The 20,246-nt window shown below is 66.7% G+C and carries 19 protein-coding genes; 2 read left to right on the top strand and 17 right to left on the bottom strand.

From position 1 onward, the window contains the following. Positions 1-2: 2 nt before the first annotated feature. Positions 3-1,199 (bottom strand): ABC transporter substrate-binding protein, encoded by a 1,197-nt coding sequence (locus ACWPN8_RS16315; RefSeq protein WP_109095807.1) that lies wholly within the window; start codon positions 1,197-1,199, stop codon positions 3-5. A gap of 270 nt (positions 1,200-1,469) precedes the next feature. Between ACWPN8_RS16315 and ACWPN8_RS16320 the strand changes: the two genes are divergently transcribed. Then, positions 1,470-1,838, top strand: coding sequence for a cupin domain-containing protein (locus tag ACWPN8_RS16320; RefSeq protein ID WP_492241450.1), 369 nt, complete (start codon positions 1,470-1,472; stop codon positions 1,836-1,838). Between the two features lie 27 nt (positions 1,839-1,865). Here ACWPN8_RS16320 and ACWPN8_RS16325 read toward each other — a convergent pair whose 3' ends face one another. The 16 genes from ACWPN8_RS16325 to ACWPN8_RS16400 form a co-directional block, all read right to left on the bottom strand. Beyond that, on the bottom strand, positions 1,866-2,645 hold the full coding sequence (locus ACWPN8_RS16325) for an SDR family NAD(P)-dependent oxidoreductase (protein ID WP_109095805.1): 780 nt from the start codon (positions 2,643-2,645) through the stop codon (positions 1,866-1,868). Positions 2,646-2,670: 25 nt separating this feature from the next. Continuing rightward, positions 2,671-3,933: an acetyl-CoA hydrolase/transferase family protein gene (locus tag ACWPN8_RS16330; RefSeq protein ID WP_247872760.1), complete on the bottom strand. Its 1,263-nt coding sequence runs from the start codon at positions 3,931-3,933 to the stop codon at positions 2,671-2,673. Between the two features lie 4 nt (positions 3,934-3,937). Continuing rightward, entirely contained in the window at positions 3,938-5,137 is a 1,200-nt protein-coding gene (locus ACWPN8_RS16335) for an acetyl-CoA C-acetyltransferase (RefSeq protein WP_492241451.1), read from the bottom strand. 20 nt (positions 5,138-5,157) lie between these two features. Further along, positions 5,158-6,066, bottom strand: coding sequence for an SDR family NAD(P)-dependent oxidoreductase (locus tag ACWPN8_RS16340; protein WP_492241452.1), 909 nt, complete (start codon positions 6,064-6,066; stop codon positions 5,158-5,160). 138 nt (positions 6,067-6,204) lie between these two features. Continuing rightward, the gene (locus ACWPN8_RS16345) at positions 6,205-7,368 is read right to left on the bottom strand and encodes an acyl-CoA dehydrogenase family protein (protein ID WP_492241453.1); all 1,164 of its coding nucleotides are present in this window, start codon (positions 7,366-7,368) and stop codon (positions 6,205-6,207) included. A gap of 35 nt (positions 7,369-7,403) precedes the next feature. Then, positions 7,404-8,438, bottom strand: coding sequence for an acyl-CoA dehydrogenase family protein (locus tag ACWPN8_RS16350; protein ID WP_492241454.1), 1,035 nt, complete (start codon positions 8,436-8,438; stop codon positions 7,404-7,406). A gap of 85 nt (positions 8,439-8,523) precedes the next feature. Continuing rightward, entirely contained in the window at positions 8,524-9,537 is a 1,014-nt protein-coding gene (locus ACWPN8_RS16355; RefSeq protein WP_492241455.1) for a MaoC/PaaZ C-terminal domain-containing protein, read from the bottom strand. 182 nt (positions 9,538-9,719) lie between these two features. Beyond that, on the bottom strand, positions 9,720-10,529 hold the full coding sequence (locus ACWPN8_RS16360) for an enoyl-CoA hydratase/isomerase family protein (RefSeq protein ID WP_492241456.1): 810 nt from the start codon (positions 10,527-10,529) through the stop codon (positions 9,720-9,722). Positions 10,530-10,541: 12 nt separating this feature from the next. Then, positions 10,542-11,324, bottom strand: a complete 783-nt coding sequence (locus tag ACWPN8_RS16365; protein ID WP_413343112.1) for an SDR family oxidoreductase — start codon at positions 11,322-11,324, stop codon at positions 10,542-10,544. A gap of 23 nt (positions 11,325-11,347) precedes the next feature. Next, positions 11,348-13,297 (bottom strand): AMP-binding protein, encoded by a 1,950-nt coding sequence (locus tag ACWPN8_RS16370; protein WP_492241457.1) that lies wholly within the window; start codon positions 13,295-13,297, stop codon positions 11,348-11,350. Positions 13,298-13,391: 94 nt separating this feature from the next. Next, positions 13,392-14,114 carry an ABC transporter ATP-binding protein gene (locus ACWPN8_RS16375; RefSeq protein ID WP_413343108.1) on the bottom strand — a complete coding sequence of 241 codons (723 nt, stop codon included), beginning with the start codon at positions 14,112-14,114 and terminating at the stop codon, positions 13,392-13,394. Further along, positions 14,101-14,847 (bottom strand): ABC transporter ATP-binding protein, encoded by a 747-nt coding sequence (locus ACWPN8_RS16380; RefSeq protein ID WP_109095797.1) that lies wholly within the window; start codon positions 14,845-14,847, stop codon positions 14,101-14,103. The genes ACWPN8_RS16375 and ACWPN8_RS16380 overlap by 14 nt, the downstream gene beginning before the upstream one ends. After that, positions 14,844-15,800, bottom strand: a complete 957-nt coding sequence (locus ACWPN8_RS16385; RefSeq protein WP_492241458.1) for a branched-chain amino acid ABC transporter permease — start codon at positions 15,798-15,800, stop codon at positions 14,844-14,846. Before ACWPN8_RS16385 ends, ACWPN8_RS16380 begins: the two co-directional genes overlap by 4 nt. Beyond that, positions 15,793-16,668, bottom strand: a complete 876-nt coding sequence (locus tag ACWPN8_RS16390) for a branched-chain amino acid ABC transporter permease (protein WP_109095795.1) — start codon at positions 16,666-16,668, stop codon at positions 15,793-15,795. Before ACWPN8_RS16390 ends, ACWPN8_RS16385 begins: the two co-directional genes overlap by 8 nt. Before the next feature lie 74 nt (positions 16,669-16,742). Continuing rightward, positions 16,743-17,927 carry a CaiB/BaiF CoA transferase family protein gene (locus ACWPN8_RS16395; protein WP_492241459.1) on the bottom strand — a complete coding sequence of 395 codons (1,185 nt, stop codon included), beginning with the start codon at positions 17,925-17,927 and terminating at the stop codon, positions 16,743-16,745. Positions 17,928-18,218: 291 nt separating this feature from the next. Next, positions 18,219-19,175: a LysR family transcriptional regulator gene (locus ACWPN8_RS16400; RefSeq protein ID WP_492241460.1), complete on the bottom strand. Its 957-nt coding sequence runs from the start codon at positions 19,173-19,175 to the stop codon at positions 18,219-18,221. Between the two features lie 67 nt (positions 19,176-19,242). Here ACWPN8_RS16400 and ACWPN8_RS16405 point away from each other — a divergent pair, with 67 nt between their 5' ends. After that, positions 19,243-20,220 carry an IclR family transcriptional regulator gene (locus tag ACWPN8_RS16405; protein WP_492241461.1) on the top strand — a complete coding sequence of 326 codons (978 nt, stop codon included), beginning with the start codon at positions 19,243-19,245 and terminating at the stop codon, positions 20,218-20,220. The last annotated feature ends 26 nt before the right edge of the window (positions 20,221-20,246 follow it).

The raw sequence follows: 20,246 nt of genomic DNA on the forward strand, positions 1-20,246 counted from the left end.
CGTCACTGTCCGATGCGGGCCTTCAGCTCGTCGGGCAGGATCCGTTGCCGCTCCACCAGCTTTCCGCCCTGAATCTGGCTGACGATCACGGGGATGAGCATCTGCTGCGCCGACCCGTAATCCGCCTTCCCGCCATAGGCGGCCGGCCCGTAGAAGGAATCGAACACCACCTCCGGCAGGGCCGCCGCGACCTTGCGCGGATCGACGCTCTGCGCCTTTTCCATGCCGGCCTTGAGCGCCATCACGGCGTTGTAGGCGCCGATCTCGATGGCGTTCAGGTTCTCGCCGAACGTCGCGCGGGCCTCCTCGTTGATCGCCTTCTGTCTTTCTGTCGCGAACGGCCCGTCGAAGGGAATGGCGGCACCGACATAGACGCCGTTGGCCGCCTCGCCGCCGGTCTGGACGATGCCGTCGGTGCCCGATCCTGTGCCTTCGACCTTCACGCCGTCCCAGCCCAGCACCTTCAGCTCCCTGAGGATCGAGCCGCTCTCGCCGGGGGGCGAGGTTCCGAGGTCGACCGCATCCGGCTTCATGCCGGCGATCTTGGCGGCGATCGGCTGGAACTCGGTGGTTCCGCGCTCGTACCAATCGCTCGACACCACCTTGACGCCCAGCGACTCCCAGACCTTGCGGTTGACCGGTTCGGAGTCCTGCCCCGTCGCGTCGTTGGGATTGAGCAGCACCACCGTCCTGATACCGGGATTCTCGTTCTTCACATAGCCCAGAAGCGGTCCGAACAGTTCGTACGGCGTGTTCATCTGGGTGAAGGTCAGCGGGAAGTTCGGACCCTTGATGCTGGCGCCCCAGGCAACCGTGAACAGCAGGGCGCCATTCCGTTCCGACAGCGACTGCAACGCCCGCACCGGCGCGGTTCCGATGCTCAGCGCGATGAAGCGCACCCCGTCGCGGTTCAGCAGCGTCTGCGCCACCTTCGCCCCGTCGGCGGCGTTGTATTTGTTGTCGTAGGAGATGCATTCGAAAGAATAGGTCTTGCCGGCGACCTTGACCCCTCCCGCTGCGGCGACGTCCTGCGCCGCCCGCTTGCAGAGCCAGTCCGCCGCCTTGCCCCAGACGGCCGCGGTACCGGACAGCGGCACCGAGAGGCCGAGCTTGACCACCTCGTCCGCCGCCCGGCCGGTCCCGGCCGCCAAGGTGATCATGCCGCCGACGGCCAGAGCCAGCCTGACGCTTCCCTTCATGGTCCCTCTCCCTGATTTGAATTGGTGCTGGCAGGACGCACCGTGTCGGTCCGGCAGGCCGTGCGCCTACCGGCCGCCGATCATCGGGCGCCTGCAAATATCCGGGAAACAGTGTATTCACCGACAATGTATTTCCAGCGGTATTGCGCCAGTTTTAAACTATTCCTCTCATAGGATTTTACTATGGCCCGAATTTCTTCCGTTGTGGTCACGCCGTTCGTCGGGAGAATGTTTTGAAGTCGACAAACGATTTATCGGGAATGAGGGAAAATGACCAAACAGGCGACACACTACATCTGGTCCGACCTGCCGTCGGAACATCTGCGTGGATCGATCACCCGGCGCTTCGTTACGAGCGAGACCGTGATGGTCGGCGAGGTGAAGTTCCGCAAGGGCGACACGGTGCCCCGCCATTCCCACCCGAACGAACAGTTCACCCACGTCATCTCCGGCGCCTTGAAATTCGCGTTCGGCGATGAGGGGGAACAGGAGATCGTCGTCGGCGCCGGTGGGATCGTGGTGATCCCTTCCGGCCTGCCCCACAGCGTCGAGGCCCTGGAGGACACGCTCGAATACGACATCTTCAACCCGCCCCGGCAGGACTGGATCGATCCGGCCAGCGGCTTTCTGCGCGGCTGAACAGGGATCACCGGGGAGTCCGCCGCCTCAGCGGATCCCCTTCAGCATGCCGCCATCGACCTGCAGCGTCGCGCCGGTGACGTAGGAACTGCGCGGCGAGGCCAGGAACGCCACCACGTCGGCGACCTCTTCCGGTTCGCCGACACGGCCAAGCGGAATCTCCCGACCCAAGGCCGCCCTCAGATCCTCCAGGCTGCTTCCGATCTTCGCGGACGCCTTTTCGAGGCGCCCGGTATGCACCGGCCCTGGGCAAACGGTGTTGATGCGGATGTTGTCGGCGCCAAGTTCGATCGACGCGGTTTTGGCGTAGCCGATCACCCCCGCCCAGGTCGCGACGGACAGCCCATAGCTGGCGATCGGCTGGATGGCCGATATGGCGGTGATGTTGACCACACTGCCGCCGCCGCGCCGCCGCATCGACGGGACGAAGCCGCGGGTCAGGCGGACGACGCTCATCAAATTCTGCTCGACCGCCATCGCCCATCGGGCATCGTCGAAGCCGAGCAGCTCGCCGACCGGTGGCGCGCCGTCGTTGTTGACCAACACGTCCGCTCCCCCGTAATGGGCGAGGGATTGCGTGACGATGCGCTCGCAATCCTCGGCGCTGCGGATATCGGCGGTGATGGGAAGCACCTCGGCGCCGGTCTGGCTGCGGATGCGGTCCGCCGCGTCCGCCAGCGCCGCCTCCTTACGGGCGCTGATCGCCAGTTTCATCCCTTCACCGGCCAGCATGCGCGCGATGGCATAGCCGATGCCCTGGCTGGCGCCGTTCACGACGGCGACCTTCCCGGCCAACCGCAAGTCCATGATGCCTCCTGCCGGAAATCAAGCTTCAGCGCGCCAGCCCAAGCTGACGGGCTTCGCGTTCCAGCCCCTCGCGGAACGGTGGGGCCGCGACGTCGATCATCCGCTTCACCCGCTGCGACAGGGTGAGGCCGCGCAGATCGGCCAGGCCATGCTCCGTCACGATGATGCCGGCATCGGAGCGGGCCGTGCTGACCGGGCCGGAGAGGTGGCCGACGATGCGGCTGACCGTCCGATCTCCGCCGCCGGCGGTCGCCGGCAGGGCGATGATGGGCAGTCCACCGCGCGAGCGGTGGGCACCGCGCAGGAAATCGACCGCACCGCCGACCGCACCGACATGGACCCCCCTGACCGTTTCGGCATTGATCTGGCCGGTCAGATCCACCTCGATCGCGGAGTTGATCGCGACGAAGCGATCGATGCTCTCCAGAACGCCGGTATCGTGCGTGTAGGCGGTGGCCCGCAGCGACACCGCCGGATTTCGGTCGGCGAACTGGTACAGACGCCGGCTGCCCATCAGCATTCCGGCCACCGACACCCCGCGATCGACCGTCTTGCGGGCGTTCGTCACGACGCCCCGCTCGATCAGGTCGACCACCTCGTCGCCGATCACGCCGGAGTGGATCCCCAGGTCGCGCCGATCGGCGAGGTCGCCCAGGATCGCTTTAGGCACGCCACCCAGCCCCATCTGCAAGGTCGAACCGTCTTCGATCAGGGCGGCGACCCGCCGGGCGATCGCCCGGTCCACGGGACCGGCATCAGCTGCCGGCAACTCCACCACCGGCCGCGCGGTCCGCACCATCACGTCGATGGCGTCGGCCGGCAGGACCCCGTCCCCCCCGGTCCAGGGAGCCCGCCCGTTCACTTCGGCGATGACCAGACGGGCCGCGGCGACCAGCGGCACCAGATACTCGTGCGCGAGGCTGAGGCTGAACCCATGCGGCCCTTCCGCCACCTGCACCAGCAGAACGTCGACCGCTCCGGGAAGCCTGGCCGCCATGTCCGAGTAATGGCAGGGCAGCGGGTCGAGCAACCCGGCGGCGGCCAGCCGCCGGTTCTCCCCGGTGCCGCAATAGCTGGAGAAGGTGACGGCATCGGCATGCGCCGGATCGGCCGTCCCGGTCAGCGTGATCCCCAGGAAGGCGCGGAAGCCGCCGATGCGATGGCGCTGGGTCATCAAGGCGGCGGTCAGCGGCAGCGGCTCCGCCGCCGCCTGCCCCCAGGCGACCAGATCGCCGGGACGCACGAACTCGGTGAAGTCCAGCGCGTCGAGGGTGATTTCGCGCGGCACCGCTTCAGGCCGCCTCGAACAGGGCGGCAAGACCCTGCCCGCCGCCGATGCACATGGTTTCCAGCCCGTAACGTCCATTGCGGCGGCGCAGCTCGTGCAGCAGCGTGGTCATCATCCGCACTCCGGTCGCCCCAATCGGATGACCGAGCGAGATGCCCGAGCCGTTCACGTTGAGGCGGGAGCGGTCGTCCCAGTCCCACCCCTTGAGCACCGCCAGCACCTGTGCTGCAAAGGCCTCGTTCAGCTCCACCAGATCGATGTCGGCGAAGGACAGCCCGGTCTTGCCGAACAGCCGCTTCACCGCCGGGACCGGGCCGAAGCCCATGGTCGCCGGATCGCAACCCGCTGCCGCCCAGCCGGAGAGAAAGCCCATCGGCGACAGTCCCAGCGCCTCCAGCCTGTCCTCGGCGACCACGAGGCAGGCCGCGGCGGCGTCGTTCTGCTGGCTGGCATTGCCGGCGGTCACGGTGCCGCCCTTGGTCAGGGGGCTCAGGCGCGCAAGGCTTTCCGGACTTGTTGCTGGACGGATGCCCTCGTCACGGCTGACCACCACCGGCTCCTGCTTGCGGCGGGGAACCGTGACGGGGACGACCTCCTCATCGAAACGCCCGGCCTCCCAGGCGGCGGCGGCACGCCGATGGCTCTCGGCGGCGAAGGCGTCGGCCTCATCCCGCGCGATCCCATGGATGCGGGCGAGGTTTTCGGCCGTCTCGATCATGCCGGAGATGGGACCAAAGCGGTGCTCGGGCTGCGACCGCTCCCGCCCGCGGTCGAGCCGGTCGTAGAGAGCGGCGTTTCCGGACCGGGCACCCCAGCGCATGCCGGTCGTATAGTATTCGATGTTGCTCATGCTCTCGACGCCGCCGGCCAGCACGACGTCGCAGGCCCCGGTCTCGACCATCATGGCGGCGGTGATCAGCGCCTGCAGACCACCGCCGCAGCGGCGGTCCAGCTGCATCCCCGGAACCTCGATGGGCAGCCCGGCATGCAGGGCGATCCAACGCCCGACACAGGGCGTCTCGCTGTTGGCATAGGATTGGGCGAAGACCACGTCCTCGATCAGCGCCGGGTCGATGCCCGTGCGTTCCAGCACGGCCCTGACCGCCACCGCGCCGAGTTCCTCGACCGGCACCGGCTGAAGGCTGCCGCCGAACGTGCCGACCGGCGTGCGGACCGGGCTGACAAAGGCTGCTCGTCTCATCATCGATCACTCCGGTGGCGGGATCAGACGGGATCCCAGCTGAACACATCGGCGCTGCGGTCGAGCGGCACGAAGGACGGCTTCAGCGCCGCCATGCCGTGCTCGACGATGGTGTCGGGCGTCCAGCCCTCGCCGCGGTGGATCGTGCGCAACGGCCGGCTCTGGCTCATCAGGACGATCTCGTTGTTGCGCGCCGCGAAGATCTGCCCGGTGACGTCCTGGGCGGCGTCGGACGCCAGATAGACGGCGAGCGGCGCGTTCTTGGCCGGCGTCATCCGCATCAGCTTTTCGACGCGGGCCTTCTGCTCGGGTGTCTCGGCGGGGATGCCGCTGGTCATCCGGCTCCAGGCGAAGGGGGCGATGCAGTTGGAGCGCACGTTGTAGCGCTTCATGTCCAGCGCGATCGACTTGGACAGGGCGGCGACGCCGAGCTTGGCCGCGGAGTAGTTCGACTGCCCCAGATTGCCGATCAGCCCGGACGTGCTGGTCATGTGGACGTAGGCGCCCTTTTCCTGTGCGCGGAAATGGTCGGCGGCGGCCCGGCTGACAAAGAAACTGCCGTTTAGGTGGACGGCGATGACGGACAGCCAGTCTTCCGGCGACAGCTTGTGGAACATGGCGTCGCGCAGGATGCCGGCATTGTTGACCACCGCGTCGATGCGGCCGAAATGGTCCAGCGCCGCCTGCACGATCTTCTGCGCGCTGGCCCATTCGCCGACGCTGTCGGTGCTGACGCAGGCGCGGCCGCCGGACCGCTCGATGATGGCCCTGGTTTCCTCGGCCGGCGTCGCCGACAGGCCGGCACCGCCGAGCGATGCCCCCACGTCGTTGATCACCACCGCAGCCCCGGCGGCGGCCATCGCGATGGCGATGTCGCGGCCGATCCCGCCACCGGCACCGGTGACGATGACGGCCTTTCCTTCAAGTAGCATTCGTCGAATCCTCGTTTTTGACTCTAGGCAGGTTTCTCCAGATCGGGCCACAGGCCCGGCGTGGAGAAACCTGCGGACTCTATGGTTTTGCAGGTTTCTCCAGGCCGCCCATCTGTGGGCGGAACTCGGAAAACCTGCTTAGGAGGGCAAGCCCAGCACGCTCTTCGCCAGAATGTTCCGCTGCACCTCCGACGAGCCGCCGTAGATGGTCGCCGCGCGGGCGGTGAGGAACAGGCCGGCCGGATCCAGGTCGCGGTCGCCGTCGATCGGGTCGAGCAGGCCGGCATGCTCCGCCGCGATCTCCATCATGGTGTCGGTGATGCGCTGGAACAGTTCGCTCTGGTGGATCTTCAGGAGCGACACGTCGGGTCCCAGGCTTTCGCCGCGGCGCAGCCGGTCGGCGAAGGTCTCGAACAGCGCGTTGTGATCGGCCAGATCGAGCGCCAGCTGCGTATAGCGGTCGCGGAAGACCGGATCGTCCCAGACGCCGAGATGCCGCGCCAGATGCTTCAGCCGCGCCAGCGCATGGGCCGACTGGCGTGGCGAGCCGAGAAAGATGCGCTCGAACCCCAGCAGAGCCTTCGCCATCGACCAGCCGCGGTTGATCTCCCCGACCAGATTGCCCTTCGGTACCCGGACATTGTCGAAGAAGACCTCGCAGAACTCGTCATGACGGTGGATGTTCAGGATCGGGCGCACCGTGATGCCGGGGCTGTCCATCGGCGCCAGCAGGAAGCTGATCCCCTCCTGCTTCTTGCCCCCCTTGGCCGTACGGACCAGCAGGAAGATCCAGTTGGCGTCCTGGGCCAGCGTCGTCCAGGTCTTCTGGCCGTTGATCACCCATTCCTCACCGTCGAGCACCGCCTCGGTCCGTAGCGAGGCGAGGTCGGAACCGGCGTTGGGTTCGCTGTAGCCCTGGCACCAGATATGCTCGCCCGAGAGGATCTTCGGGAGGAAATGGGATTTCTGTTCCTCGCTGCCGTGTCGGATCAGCAGGGGGCCGAGCAGGATGATCCCGTGGTCGGGCAGCCGGGCCGCCCCGAAACGCTCGAACTCGTCGACGTAGATCAGCTGCTTGGAGGCCGAAAGGCCCATGCCGCCGTAACGCCGCGGCCAGCTGGGCGCCAGCCAGCCATGGTTGGCGAGGATCAGGTACCAGTCCCGTGCCTCGTCCCAGTGCAGCCGCTTGGCCGGGTTGCGCAGGTGGCGGGGATGGTGGTCGGCCAGGAAGGTCCGGACGGCGGCGCGGAACGCCTCGTCGCCCAGCGCGTCGAAATCCGGCGGTTGCGTCGGGATCGTCATGGTCTGTGTTCGCCTCTCGTCTGGGGTCGCCGGTTTCACGGCTCGTCCACCACTTCGTCCATCGGGGACTGGAGCGCGGCGTAGCGGCGCCGGTGCAGGGCAGCGCCGCCATAGGCGGGCGCCAGCACCATCGCCTTGCGCAGGTAAAGGCCGACGTCGCACTCGTCGGTGTAGCCGATCCCGCCATGCAGCTGGATCGCCTGCCGGGTCACCAGCATTGCCGCGTCCGAAGCGCGGGCCTTCGCCCGCGACACCGCCGCCTGCGCCTCCGCACCGACGGCCCCGCCGTCGAGGCAGGCCGCGGCACTCTCGACGCTGGCGCGGGTCAGCGCCGCTTGGAGCGTCAGGTCGACCACACGATGCTGCAGAGCCTGGAAGCTGCCGATCGCCGCGTCGAACTGGCGGCGCGTCTTCAGATAATCGACGGTCAGCGCCAGCGCCCCCTCGATTACGCCCAGCAGATATGCCGCGGTGGCGAGCGCAGCCTCGTCCAGCACCCGGCCGGCGTCGCCCGGCAGGAGTTCTCCCTGCACGCCGTCGAAATGCAGGGTCGCCAGATGCCCGCCATCCTGCCCCAGGGACCGCTCGACGGTGAGGCCGGCGGCGTCGCGCGGCACCAGGACCAAGCCGCTTTCCGTCGTCACCAGGAACTCGTCCACCCCGTCGGCGGACGGAATGAAGCGCTTGCAGCCGGAAAGCCGTCCGCCGGCGAAGCTCGCTCCACCGGTAGGGTCGAGGCTGCCGGTGCGCTCCTGCCAGGCGAGCAGCACGATGCGGCCGCCCGACAGCCGGTCGCTGCCGGCGTTTCGGCCGAGCAGGCGGACGGCGGCGGCGGCGGCGATCAGCGGCTCCGGCGTCAGCGTGGCGCCCAGCTCCTCGACCAGCGCGCAGAATTCCAGCATGCCAAGGCCGGAGCCGCCATCCGCCTCTTCGACCCGCAACCCGATCCATCCGAGATCGCCCATCGAACGCCAGACCGCCCGGTCGAAGCCGGGCGACCGGTCGCGCCAGTCGCGGGCACGCCGCAAGTCGCCGCGCTTGGCGATCGCCTGCGCGCTGTCACGGATCATGCGAATGTTTTCCAACCGGTCCGCATCGATACTCATAGCCCCGTACCCTTCAATTGCAATCATCCGCGCCGGCAGCGAACCGCGACTACGTGAATTCGACGAACCCGTTGTTGAGCACCACCGCGTCGCGTTCGACCACCCGCGCCCGGAACGATCCGTCGCGCCAAATCTCGGTGCGTATGGTTTCGCCGGGAAAGACCGGTGCGGAGAACCGGAGGGACATCCGCCGCAACCGGTCCGGCCGGTAGTCCGCCAGCGCCCGGAGCAGGGCGTGGCAGGCAATGCCGAAGCTGCACAGCCCGTGCAGGATCGGCCGCGGGAAGCCTGCGTGCAGCGCCACCGCGGGATCGGCATGCAGACTGTTGTCGTCGCCGTTCAGCCGGTAGAGCAAGGCCTGCTCGGGCCGGGTGGCGATGTCGATCACCATGTCGGGCGCCCGCTCGGGAACGGCGTGCACCGGCGGAAGCGGCCCAGACGGCCCGCCGAAGCCGCCGCCGCCGCGCAGGAAAATCGTGCTGCGCGTCACCGCGAGAAGATCGTCGGTTGTGGCATCGACGATCCGCTTTTCGGTCAGCAGAAGAGCGGCCCCGCCGGCCCCCTTGTCGATCAGGCCGGTGATGCGCGTCCGTCCGATCACCTGCCCGTCCACGGGCAGCGGGCGCAACAGTTCGATTTGCTGTTCCCCGTGAAGGACCGATTTGGGATCGACCCCGCGGTCGTCGCGGCCGAGCCAGAATCCGGGATGGCCCAGCACCACCGCCATGGAGGGGACCGCCACCAGATCGCGGTGGTGATCGACGAAGTCGAGCTGCCGCTCGTCCAGCGGTTCCTGCCCGAACCCGACGGAGAGCGCGTAGAGGATCGCGTCCCGCTTGCTCACGCTCTGGCGGATTTCCGGAATTTCTGTCTTCAGTAGCTTTTCGGCATCGATCATTGGCGATCCGCTGTTCCCGCAGGCGGCGGAGCCGCGCCGGGATCTTCCCTTGGCGCGGGAATTCCCTGCGTGCCGCCGCATGTGTTTTCGGTGCGTGTGGCCGGGCCCGATCCCGGCGACGGCGCCCCGATTCATGGGAGCGACGCCGGTCAGCCGGTCGGCCAAGCTGTGTGAGCGATTATCTCACCGGGATTATTGGAATAGAAGACTTCGATTCTTGCGACCGTGGCAGATATAGGCCGCTTCTATATTTTAAAATCGACCCTTCCATTATCGGCGGACCGCTCCGTATGCCGGGCAGCCCGGACGCCACCGGGCTGGAGGCGGCGTCCGGGCGATGCGGCCGATCAGACGGAACAGGATTTCCCGAAGGACGGCGGGCGCTTCTCGCGCAGGGACGCCACGCCCTCCCGCACGTCGGGGCCGCTGAACCCCAGTATTTCCAAGGCGGTCGAGGTGTCGAAGATCGGTCCGGCCATGCGGAGCCAGTTGTTCAGGGCGTATTTGGTCCAGCGGATGGCGCTCGGCGCCCCCTCGGCCAAGCGGATCGCGGTCTTCAATGCGGTTTCCTGAAGCTCCGCTTCCTCGACGCAGAGCGCGACCAGCCCGATCTCCTCGGCCTTCTGCCCGGTCAGCGGTTCACACAGCATCAGGTAATACTTGGCCTTCGCCAAGCCGCACAGAAGAGGCCACAGGATCACGGCATGGTCGCCGGCGGCGACGCCCAGGCGGGTGTGCCCGTCGACGATCTTGGCGTCCTTGGCCGCTATCGGGATGTCCGACATCAGGGCCGCCACCAGGCCCGCCCCGACAGCCGGCCCCTGAATGGCGGAGACGATCGGCTTGGAGCAATTGATGATGTTGTAGACGAGGTCCTTGGCCTCCTTCCAGACCCGGCAGCGCGCGTCGAAGTCGCCGATCATCTCGTCGATCATCTCGAAATCGCCCCCGGCGGAGAAGGCCCGCCCCTCGCCGCACAGGATGACGGCGCTGACGCTGGGGTCACGGTCGATGTCGCGCCAGACGTCGGTCAGCTCGCGATGACCGATGGCGTCCAGCGCGTTCATCCGCTCCGGCCGGTTCAGCGTCAGGCGCAGGACGCCGTCCGCCGGACGGTCGAACCGGATCCGCTGGTAGTTGGCATAGAGGTCGCTCATGTCCAATGTCTTTCACGTTATGGAACGCCGCGAGGCGATGCCGCCATCGACGGTGAAGATCGCGCCCGACGTGTAGCCCGATCGCGGCGAGGCCAGGAAGACGAAGAGGCTGGCGACCTCCGCCACATGGGCCGGCCGGCCCAGCGGATAGGCCCGCGCCAACTGCAGATAGCCCTCCTCGTCGCCATGGAGGGCCTTGGCGCGCTTCCTCAGAAGACCCTCGATGCGGGCGGTCGCCACCGGCCCCGGATTGACGCCGACCACCCGGATGTTGTCGTCCAGGCTGCGCCCGCCGAGCGCGCGGGTGAAGGCCATCAGGCTGGCATTGCCCGTGCTTCCGGCGATGTAGTTGAAATCGAAGACTTCGCCGCCGTTCCCGATGTTGTTCAGGATCACGCCGCTGCCGTTCGCCTTCATCAGCCGGTACATCGCCCGCGTCAGATCGATATAGCCGAAGACCTTCAGCTCCCATCCGGCGCGCCAACGCTCCGCGTCGACCTCCCAAAGGTCGCCGCCCGGAATGGCGCCGGCATTGTTGACCAGCACGTCCACGACGCCGCAGACCCCGACGAGGCGGTCGATGGCCCCCGGTTCGGTCAGGTCGAGCGCCTGCACGGCGACAGCGACGTCGTGCTCGGCGCGGATCGCCTGAGCCAGCGCGTCGAGCTTGTCGGCGGATCGCGCCACCAGATGCAGCGAGCAGCCTTCGGCGGCGAACGCGTGGGCCAGCCCCTCGCCGATGCCCTGCGATGCGCCGGTGATCAGGATTTTTTTGCCCTTCAACTCCAGATCCATTTTCCCCTCCTTGCTGCCGCCACCTATTGGCCAATTGCCGCCCTGATCTCGTCGAGCGCATCGGGGTTGCTGAGGGCGGTCAGGTCGCCCGGCGGGCGGTTCTGGTAGATGTTTCGGATCACGCGCCGCATGCTCTTGCTGGTGCGCGTCTTGGGGATTTGGCTCACCACATGGACCTTCTCCGGCCGGAAGGGCTTGCCGAGCCGCAGTTCGATGTGCTTCCCGGCCGCCACCGACAGCGCGGCGGCGTCGCGCGCGCCGCCCGTTGCGGGAACCACGAAGACCACCAGCTTCTGCCCCTTGACGGCATCGTCCACCCCGATGGCCGCAGCCTCCGCGATGTCCGGCAATTCCAGCAGCACGTCCTCCACCTCCGCCGGCCCCAGCCGCTTGCCGGCGACCTTCAAGGTGTCGTCCGAGCGTCCGCGCAGGAAATGATTGCCTTCGCTGTCACGGATCACCAGATCGCCGTGGATCCACATGCCGGGAATGGTCCGCCAGTAGCTGTCGAGATAGCGTTCGCGGTCCTGCCAGAAGGCCTTGGTCATGCCGATGAAGGGGCCGAGGACCGCCAGTTCGCCGATCTGGCCGGTCAGGCTGCGCCCGGCATCGTCGACCACGTCCACCACGATTCCCGGCGAGGCGGTGTTGAAGCCCGACGGCACGATCGGCTTGACCACGACGCTGGACAGCAGGGCTCCCGACACCTCGGTGCCGCCGGTATAGTTGATGACCGGTGCCGCCCCATGGCCGAAATTCTGCTGGTACCACTGGAAATGTTCGGGGTCGATGCCCTCGCCGGCGGTGATCAGCAGCCGCACGCTCGACAGGTCGCCCCGCATCGACACCGCCGCATTGGCGGCCAGTCCGCGGATCAGGGTCGGCGCGGATCCGTAATGGGTGATGCGATGCCGTTCGATCAGCCGCGACATGCGCGACCAGTCCGGAAAGTCGGGGGCGCCGTCATAGCAGACCAGCATCGCTCCCCGCATCAGCGCCGTCGTGGCGACCAGCGCGCCGGCGATCCAGCCCATGTCCGCCGGCCAGCAGAACACGTCCCCCCGGCCGACATTGAAGTGGACCGCGGCATCGTGGGCGATCCTGACCGGGAAGCCGCCGTGGGTGTGAACGGCTCCCTTGGGCTTTCCCGTGGTGCCGGAGGTGTAGATGATCATGAAGGGATCGTCGGGCGACATGCGCGCCGACGCTTTCGCGGCGTGCGCCACCCCCGACGCCGATACGACGTTCCAGTCATGCCACCCCGCGGGCAGCTCCTCGTCCGCCGATTGACGCTTGACGATGATGCTGCTCAGATCCGGGAGGTTCGCCGCCGCCTCGCGCAGATGCGCCAGGACGCCGATCCAGCGGCCGCGCCGGTGGAAGCCCGTGGTGCCGAGCAGCGCCGTCGCCGAGCAGGAGGCAAGCCGTGCCACGATCGCGTCGACGCCGAAGCCGCTGAACAGCGGCACGGCGATGGCGCCGATATGGGAGAGCGCCAGCAGGGAGACGATGCTCTCGATGCCGGTTTCCATCAGCAGGCCGACACGGTCGCCGCGTCCGATGCCCAGCTCCGCAAGCCCGCCGGCGAAGCGGCCGACCGCTTCGGGCAATTCCCTGTAGGGAATGCTGCCGACGGTGCCGTCCTCGTGTTCGGCAACGATGGCCGGACGGTCGCGCAGGTCGGGATCGTCGGCACGGGCCAAGATCGAATCGACCCAGTTCAGTTCGCCGCCGACGAACCAACGCGGGAATTCCACCCCGTCGCTGAGATCGACCAGCCGGTCGTAGGGACGTTGCCAGACGATGCCGCAATAGTCGGTCACCGTCCTCCAATACCGCTCGGGCTCGTCGATCGACAGACGATAGAGCGCATCGTAATCCGATACGCCCAGCAGCCTGCCCAGTTCGGTGACCTTCGCGGATTCGATGTCGTTCGCGCTGGGCGTCCAAACACCGTACTGGTCTTTCGTCACGGACGCCCTCCACACTGGCTGTTCACTTCAGTCATCGAACAGTTTGCCCTTCAAGCGAATAGTATGCCATGGTCCACTCCCCGGCGGAGCGGCCTCAGATGCCCAGGTAGGCCCGCTGGACCGTCTCGCTGCGCGCCAGCGCGGTGGACTCGTCCTCGGCCACGATGCTGCCGTTTTCCAGGATGTAGCCGTAGTCGGCGATCGACAGCGCGACTTCGGCGTTCTGCTCCACCAGAAGGACGTCGACGCCGGATCGCCCGATCGTCCTGACGATTCCGGCGATATCGTCGACCACCGCCGGTGCCAGCCCGATGGTGGGCTCGTCAAGCAGCAGGATCCTGGGCGCGCTCATCAATGCCCGGCCGACGGCGACCATCTGCTGCTGACCGCCGCTGAGGCTGCCGACCGGGGTGGACAGCCGGTCGCGCAGCGCCGGGAAATAGTCAAGCACGCGCGCGAAGTCTTCGCCCACCCGCAGCCTGTCCTTGCGTCGGTAGGCGCCAAGCTCGAGATTCTCGCGGATGGTCATGCTGCCGAACAGCCGGCGGCCTTCCGGGACCAGCGACAGGCCGCGCACGACGATCTCGTCGGCGGGCAGGCCGGTGACCGGCTTGCCGAACAGGCTGACGCTGCCGCCGCGAGGCTTCACCAGACCGCAGACCGCCTTCATGATCGTCGATTTGCCGGCCCCGTTGGCGCCGATGATCGTGGCGATCCGCCCCCTGCGCAGCGCCAGCGATACGCCGCGCAGAGCGGGAACCACGCCGAAATTGACGCTGAGATCCGTGATCTCCAGGGAAAGTTCAGTGGGAGTCATGGCGCTTTCCCAAATAGGCGGAGATGACGGCTTCGTCGCGGCCGATCTCCGCGGGCGTGCCGCTGGCGAGCTTCTGGCCGTGGTGAAGGACGACGATCCGGTCGCAGACCTGCATGACCGCCTTCATGTTGTGCTCGACCAGCAGGATCGAACTGCCGTCCTCGTCCCGGATCGAGCGGAAGAGGTCCAGGATGCCGGCGACCTCAGACTGGTTCAGCCCGGTCAGGGGCTCGTCCAGGCAAAGCACCCGTGGCCCGGTGGCCACGGCGATCCCGATGCTGACCAGCCGCTGGAGGCCGTGCGGCAGGTTGCCCGCCCTTTCGTCAAGATAGGCGGTGAGGCGCAGACGCTTCGCTGTCTCCGCCACACGGGCGCGGCGCGGTTCGCCACGCGCCTGCGGCAGCGCCCCCACCGCGCCGACCAGCAGATTGTCGCGCACCGTCATGCCGCGCATCAGGCTGCCGTGCTGGAAGGTCCGGACCAGGCCCAGCCGGCTGATCTGTTCGGGCGACCGGCCGGTGACATCGCGTCCCCCAATGAACAGACGTCCGGCCGTCGGCTTGTGAAAGCCGCTGATCAGGTTGAACGTCGTGCTCTTGCCGGCGCCGTTCGGGCCGATCAGGCCGAGGATCTCGTTGGGACGGATGTCCATGTCGAGATTGGAAACCGCCAGCAGGCCGCCGAAACGGCGGGTCAATGCTTCGGTTCGCAGAAGTGCGGTGGTGTCGGTCATTGTCCACGAGCCTCCCGGATGGCCGGGGTGGAAGCGGCCGGCCCGCCCGGCCGGCGCAGGAGTCCGTCCACCATGCCGACGATCCCCTTGGGCATGATCAGCACCGACAGGACGATTGCGGCGCCGTAGAAGACATGTTCTCCTGCCCCGAAGCTCAGCGCGACGCTGCCGAGAAGGATCAGGAGCGCGGCACCGGCGACCGGTCCGAAGATCGACTCCTCGCCGCCGACCTTCAGGTAGGCGAGCGCCATGATCGAGAGCAGCACGCCGAAATCGCCGGGACTGATGACGGTGTTGGCGAAGGCCTGGAGCGACCCCGCGATCCCGGCGGCGAAGCAGGCGATGGCGAAGCAGATCACCTTCGCGCGGTGCACGTCGATGCCGACCGTCCGCACCACCGCGTCATTGTCGCGGATGGCGGTCAGGAGCTTGCCGAAATCGGACCGCTCCACGGCATAAAGCCCGACCAGCATCAGAACGACCACGGTCATGACGAAGGTGCCGTACCAGGCGTCCAGGCCGGCCGGCGGAAAGATGCCGACCATTCCGGAATTCCCGCCGAGCCAGTCGATCTGCGTGCAGCAGAGCCGTACGACTTCGGCGAAGGCGAAGCCGATCAGCTTGAAGTAGGGCCCCTTGATCCGCAGCGTGACATAGCCGAACAGGATGCTGACCAGGGCGGCCATGACGCCGGCGGCCAGGATCGCCGCCAGGAAGGGCAGCTCGAAGCGGGTCGTCAGCAGGCCGGCGGTATAGGCGCCGATGCTGACGAAGGCCGCGGTGCCGAAGTTGAGTTCGCCGAACAGCAGGACCATCCTGAGGCTGGCGGCGATCAGCGCGGCGATGGCGATCCAGTTCAGCAGGTTCGACGCATAGGACGCCGGAAGGACCGCCGCGAGCGCGATGGCGAGGACGGCTGGAGCGCCGGCTTTCAGAATTGCGTGATTATCCATGTCCCATCAACCCCTGGGGCCTGACCAGCAGGACCACCATGACCAGCGCGAAGATGGCGATGCTTGCCCGCGACGGATCGAAGAAGTAGCCGCCGACGCTCTCGACGAGCGCGATGAACAGGCTGCCGATGATGGCGCCCGGAATGCTGCCCAGCCCGCCGACGATCACGGCGATGAACCCCTTGATCAGGTAGTCGGAACCCAGCGTCGTGGTGACCACCGAGACCGGCGCGATCAGGGCGCCGGCGACCGCCGCCAGCAGCGTCGCGATCATGAAGCCGTGCCGCGCGATGCGCTGGTAGGGGATGCCCTGGAGCATCGCCGCTTCGTGGTCGATCGACGCCGCGCGCAGGGCCTTGCCCACCGGCGTCATCGCCAGCGCCGCGTAGAGCAGGCCGGTCAGGACCACGGCGACGAAGCAGAGCAGAAGGCGCTGGGAGGTCAGCGACGCGCCGAAGACCGACACCGTACCGTCGATGATCGGCGGGACCGACCGCACTGCACCGCCGAAGACGTCGAGGTACAGCCCTTCGAGCAGCAGGATCAGGCCGAGCGACAGGATGAAGGACCCGACGAAGTCGCGCTGGAGGCGCTTGAACCCCCACTCATAGGTGACGAGGCCCAGCAGCAGCGATGCGGCGACCCCGGCCGCGGCGGAGCCGGCGAAGGCCGCCGGCAACGGCAGGCCGGCGGTCGCCAGGTATGGCATCACCACCGCCACGACCAGGGCCGAGAGGGTGAAGAACTGGCCATGCGCGAAATTGACGATGCGCATGATTCCGAAGGTCAGGGTGAGGCCAAGGGAGAACAGCACATAGATGGCGCCGATCTGAAGCCCCGTGGCAATGATTTGCAATGCGGTCTGCATGCCGCATACTCCTTGGCTGCGGACGGGAATACACCGGCCGGCAACAGTTGCAGGGGGATCTGCAGGCAGTCGCGTCAGACGACGCCGGTAGTCCGAAAATCGGCGATCTCACGATCGCCGTACCCCAAGCTCTTCAGGATGTCGTCGGTATCGGCCCCCAGCGCCGGCGCCGGCTGCCGCCCCAGCCGCGCCCCCGCCGTCAGCCTGGCCGTCGGCGCCACGAGCGGAATCGCGGCGGGAAGCCCAGGCGGCTGCACCCAGTCGAAATGTCCGCCTTCGGCATGCTGGGGTTCGACCAGCGCCTCGGCGGGCGACAGGAGTTGGCAGCCCGGGACACGGGCTTCCGCCAATTCGGCCAGACACTCCGCGCTGGTCCGCGGCGCGCACCACTCCGCGACGATCGTGCTCAGGACCTCGCCATGTTCGCCGCGTCCGATGTCGTCGGCGAAACGCGGATCGTCGATCAACCCCGGCGCCCCGACGAGCCGTGCCAGGCGCTCGAACATATCCTGACCGATCACCTGGACGAACACCCACCCGTCGCGCGTCACGAAGAGATCGGAAGGTCCCGAAATCGGACTGCGGTTGCCGGTCGCGGTCCGGGAACGGGCGCCGGAAGCCTCCTCGATCAGCACCGGATTCATGATGGCGAGCGCCGTCCCGAGCAGGGAGGCCTCGACCTGTTGCCCCCTCCCCGTCCTGTACCGGGCCAGGATGGCCGCCAAGGCCCCATAGGCCGCGGAAATCCCGGTGCTGTAATCGACATAGGAGGTGGCCGACCGGAAAGGCTGGCCGGGCAGGCCGGTCAAGGCCATCGCACCGCTCATCGCCTGACCGGTCACGTCGAAGCCGATGCTGTCCTTGCGCGACCCGCGCGAGCCGAAGGCGGTGATCGAGACCAGGATGATGTCCGGCTTCACCGCACGGAGCGCCTCATAGTCCAATCCCAGGCGATGCGCGGCCTTGGGCGGAAGGTTGACCACCGCCACGTCGCAGCCCGCGACGAGGCGGGTCAGGATATCCCGCGCCTTCGGCTGCGTCAGGTCGAGGGTCAGCGACCGCTTTCCGCTGTTCATCTGGTGATAGACGGCGCCCTCGCCGTCCGGGGTGAGCGGCATCACGTAGCGGTCGTCGTTGCCGCCGGGCCGCTCGATCCGGATGACCTCGGCGCCCAGGCCGGCCAGCATCGCCGCGCAATAGGGGGCGGCGATGTAGCGACCGAAATCAAGGACCCGGATGCCCTCCAGAACCCCGTTCATTCCCATATCCATGCCCATTCGCTCCGGCTTGGGATTGGTCTTCCGAATAGAAGAACCTGCAAGACGCTCCCGAGATCGCCAATTTTCTTTGACTGGGCTTTTCTATATCAAAGTCACACAGAGGAAAGATCATCCATTTTTCCTTGATAATGGATAGATAAAATCTATACGTCGCTCCAATGTTTCTTTATATTTGAACTTCTGTCTCTTAATTCTGTATCTTGCTCAGGAACGGGATCGACAACCAATACAGTCAAGCACCGGTTCCTGACAGGGGAGCGGGCATGCAGGTCAGCGTGTGGCGGCAAGTTGGGCCCGCAGGTTGAAGCGGTTTATCGCCTCCTCCAGGATCGTCCCGATCACTGATTCCACCTGGAGGCTGGCACTGCTCGCGGGCCGGTCACCGCGGCGCGCCAGATAGGCGGTCCGCTTCAGCGCCGGCTTCTCGATGGGAACCAGGATGACGCGGCCATCGTGGACCGCATCGAAGCAGGCCGCATGCGAAAGGATCGTATAGGCGCTTGCCCGGTCCACCAGCTTCAGGATCTGCGCAAGCGAGTCGACCTCCATCACCACATTGGTCGCGGTGCCGGCCGAGCGGGCGTGGCGTTCGATGATCTCCCGCAGCCCATGGGGCCGGCTCGGCAGCACGAGCGGCAGTTTGCAGACGTCGGAGAAGCTGCATCCTTCGACAGCGACGCCGTCGACGACCTCTGCCGACGGCCAGTGATCGGGTGCGGTGACGAGGTACAGTTCTTCGTTGAGCAGCGGCTTGACGACGAGCTGGTCGGAATCGGGCGGGTCATAGAGACAGGCGATGTCGACATGCCCCGAGGTCAGCCAGTCGAGGACATAGCCCGACATGGATTCGATGATGCGCAGGCGGACGGCGGGAAAATCGTTGCGGACCGTCTCGGCGAGCGGCACGCTCAACAGCAAGGCCATCGAGGGCGGCAGGCCGATGGAAACGGCGCCCCCGGCATTGGTTCCTCCCAGGTTCCTGACCTCCTGCACGGCGATATCGACGTTATGCAGGATGTCCCGGCTGTGGCGGGCCAGCGCCGCACCGGCCTCCGTCAGGCGTGTGCCGCGCGGGGTCCGCACCATCAGCTGCACGTCCAACTCCCTTTCCAGCTTTCCGAGGACATCCGACAGGGATGGCTGGGCGATGCCAAGACGCGCCGCGGCAGCGGACACCGACCGGTGATCGACGATGGATAGAAAATAGCTCATCTGCCGAAATTCCATGCTCTTCCTCCCTTGTCGGAAACTTTTGTTATCACCGAATATTTCAAGAAGATGCCAAAACATCTTCATGTATCCGGTCATTATTTGGCGCATCGGTCAAGTTGAGCTTGACTTCTTCTTTCGTGCCGATGATCCTGCCGACGAGTTCCGAGGGCATATCACGGCCCGTTCGGTTTGCATTGATCAACCAACGATCAGGGAGGCTATCATTCAGAATACGGAAGATCAATCTGTATATGGAAATGATGCGGCGCCCGCCTCGAAGGATGTCGGGGCGGTTGTGAACGCCGTCCATATTCTTCGCTTCCTCTCCAGCGCGACGGCGCCGGTGGGGGTGGCCGCCGTGGCCCGCGGGACGGGGATCAGCCCGAGCACCTGTTTCAACATCCTGCGCACGCTGGCGCGGGCCCGCTTCGTCGCCTTCCATAGCGCGGACAAGAGCTACACGCTGGGCTTGGCCGTGGCGGAAATGGCGGCGGGAATGATCGGAATCGGTCATGCGGAGCTGATCCGTCCGGAACTGGAACGGCTGGCCCTCAACTACGACATGCTGATCGTGCTGTGGCGGGTCACCGAGAACGGGCATCTCGTACTGATCGACCGGGCTCACAGCCACACGGCGGTCAGGGTCGAGATGCGGATCGGGCTTCGCGTGCCGCAGTTGATCGGTGCGATCGGCCGCTGCGTCGCGGCGTCGCTTGACCTTCCGTCTTCCGAGCTACGGCGACGTTTCTCGACTTTGCGCTGGCAATCGCCCCCTGGTTTCGAGAGCTATGCGGCGGACGTTGCCGTCGCGCGCGAACGCGGGTGGGCAATCGACAATGGCCAGCTCTATCGGGGAATCATCACGGTCGCCGCGCTGGTGACCGACGCAAACCGCCAGCCGCGGTTCGGGCTCAGCGGCATCACGATTGCCGGCCAGCACTCCCTGGAACGCTTGGCGGAGTTGGGAAACGACCTCCGCGAAGTGGCGGAGGTCGTCGGTCAATCACTCTTCCCCAGAACGGCCGGCATTAAACAAAATGGCATTCAGAATGGAGAATGAGCTGAATTTCTGAGGCCTGCTCCGGC

Source organism: Azospirillum sp. UENF 112521, assembly GCF_058780665.1.